Origin of the sequence: uncultured Microbacterium sp., assembly GCF_963521695.1 — a bacterium.
GTDB lineage: Bacteria > Actinomycetota > Actinomycetes > Actinomycetales > Microbacteriaceae > Microbacterium.
The window spans coordinates 1-2,730 of sequence record NZ_CAUQWC010000335.1 but is presented as its reverse complement, the minus strand read 5'-3'; the positions used below and the strand labels follow the sequence as shown (position 1 = coordinate 2,730).

Genomic DNA, 2,730 nt, shown 5'->3' with positions numbered 1-2,730 from the left:
GCGCCGTTGCGCGCCGCCGGGGGCGATCTGCCCGCGGGCGAGGCGGAGGTCCTCACCACCGCCGTCGCCCTGGCCGGCTGGTTGCGCGACGCGCCCTTCTGCCCCGCGTGCGGCACGCTCACGCAGGTACGCCATGCCGGGTGGTCGCGACACTGTCCGGCGTGCGGGCGAGAGCATTTTCCGCGCACCGATCCGGCCGTGATCGTGCTTCTCTCATCGGCGGAGTCTGACGACCGGATCCTGCTCGGGGCCAACGCCGCGTGGGGAGGCCAGAGGTACTCGTGCTTCGCCGGGTTCGCCGAGGCGGGGGAGTCGCTCGAAGACGCCGTCGCTCGCGAGGTGGAGGAAGAAGCCGGTGTCCGGCTGCGCGACATCGCGTACCGGGATTCGCAGGCGTGGCCGTACCCGCGATCGCTCATGCTCGGATTCCGTGCACGGGTCGTCGACGACGGCGCCGCTCGCCCCGACGGCGAGGAGATCGTCGAGGTGCGGTGGTTCACCCGCGAGGAGATCGGCGCGGCGCTGCGCGGCGAGTCCGACGTGGGCCTGCCGGGCGCGGCATCCATCGCGCGCCGTCTCATCGACGACTGGTACCGGGGGATCGCGTGACCGGTCCGCTCGACGACCTCGACGAGCACCAGCTCGAAGCCGCGCGTTCCCTGCGCGGGCCGGTCTGCGTGCTCGCCGGCGCCGGTACCGGCAAGACGCGCGTCATCACGCGGCGCATTGCGCACGGTGTCGACACGGGCGCGTACTCGCCCCAGCGGGTGATGGCGGTGACCTTCACCGCAAAAGCCGCCGGTGAGATGCGGGGGCGTCTGCGTGCGCTCGGGGTGTCGGGGGTATCGGCCCGGACCTTCCACGCGGCTGCGCTCGCACAGGTCAATTTCTTCTGGCCCACGCTCGCCGGCGACCAGGCCCCCTCGATCATCGACAACAAGGTGCGCATGCTCGCGCACGCGGCCGACGGCGTGGGTCTCTCGCCCGACACCGCGACGCTGCGCGACGTCGCGGCCGCGATCGAGTGGCGCAAGGTCACCCTGCGCTCCATCGACCGGTACGCCGCTGACCGACCCGAGGGCGTCGGTCGTCTGGGCGTCGACCAGGTCGTCGCCCTGCAGCGCGCGTACGAGAAGCTCAAGGACGAGCGGCGCCAGATGGACTTCGAAGACGTGCTGCTGACGTGCGCCGGCATGATCGAGGCCGAGCCGCACGTCGCCGCCGCGGTGCGCGAGCAGTACCGGCACTTCACCGTGGACGAATACCAGGACGTCTCGCCGCTTCAGAACCGCGTGCTCGAGCTGTGGCTGGGGGATCGCCGCGACCTGTGCGTCGTGGGCGACGCGAGCCAGACGGTCTACTCGTTCACGGGCGCCGATGCGCGGTACCTGCTCGACTTCGAGCGCACCCACGAGGACGCGCGCGTCGTGCGGCTCGAGCGCAACTACCGCTCCACGGCCCCCGTGCTCGCCGTGGCCAACGAGCTCATGCGCGGACGAGCGGGCGCCCTCGAACTCGTCGCTGCGAGCGCCCTGGACACACCGACGCCCACCGTGCGCGCCTTCGACGACGACGAGGACGAGGCCACCGCGGTGGCGCGGTCGATCGCCGATTCCCTCACCCGCGGGGTCGACCCGCCCGACATCGCGGTGCTCTACCGCGCGCACGCGCAGTCGGCGGCGCTGCTCACCGCACTGTCGGGGGTCGGCGTGGCGGCATCGGTGCTGGGCGGGCGCAAGTTCTTCGACCTGCCGGAGGTGCGCCAGGCGCTCATGGCGCTCCGGGCGGCGTCGGTCGCCCCGATGGAGACGGGTTTTCTCGCCACGGTGCGCGATGTGCTGCGCAGCGTCGGACTCACCGACGACCCGCCGGCGGCCGGCGGCGCGCTGCGAGAGGCGTGGGAGGCGCGGGCGGCATTGCTGCGTCTCGCCGAAGACGCGCCGGCGGGCACCGACCTGCGCGCCTTCACCGATGATCTTCAGGCACGTGCGCGTGACCAGCATGAGCCGACGACGCGTACGGTGACGCTCGCCACACTGCACGCGGCGAAGGGTCTGGAGTGGGATCACGTGTACCTCGTGGGGGTGAGCGAGGGGCTGCTGCCCATCTCGTACGCGAAGACGTTCGAGGCGGTCGACGAAGAGCGACGCCTCGCTTACGTCGGTGTCACGCGAGCGGCGCGGACGCTGTCGGTGAGCTGGGCGCGAGGCCGGGGGCGTATGGAACGGTCTCCCTCGCGCTTCCTTCAGGAGATCGGCACTGGCACTCTTCGCTCGGCCGATGCATCTCCCAGGCCCGCCGGAACGAATCGGCGCGCAGGCGCAGCGACCTCGTCGTCGACGCGATCGGCCCGCTGAGCAGAAACCGGGCGGCGCGTCCCGCTTCGGCGGCGAGGGCGATGTCGACGTCGGGGTGCGAGCGGCCCAGGAGCTGGGCGGCGATAGTGGGCCATTGTGCGTCGTCACGTCGCCGGGCGGCGTCGAGGCAGGCCAAGCATGCGGTGCGACCGGGGACCACCACGGGACCGACGGTGGCGCTGCCGCCGTCGAGCGTGAGCGGAATGTGCGTCACGTCTGCGCTGAGCAGCGCGGCCGCGCGTCGCGGGTCGACGCGGTGGGCGGCCAGAAGCACCACGCGCGTACCGATGGGAACGGGGTGCCCGGCCGATCCGGCCCAGGGGAGCACGCTCGCACGCGGCGGGAGGGCGGCGAGGACGGCCCGAACGACGCG

Annotated in this window: 2 protein-coding genes; both read left to right on the top strand. The window is 72.5% G+C overall.

The features are described from left to right. The coding region (gene nudC, locus RWP81_RS16040) for an NAD(+) diphosphatase (RefSeq protein WP_314457786.1) at positions 1 to 609 on the top strand (609 nt) is incomplete at its 5' end. Continuing rightward, the gene (locus tag RWP81_RS16035; RefSeq protein WP_314457783.1) at positions 606 to 2,357 is read left to right on the top strand and encodes an ATP-dependent helicase; all 1,752 of its coding nucleotides are present in this window, start codon (positions 606 to 608) and stop codon (positions 2,355 to 2,357) included. The genes nudC and RWP81_RS16035, both read left to right, overlap by 4 nt. Positions 2,358 to 2,730: the final 373 nt, after the last annotated feature.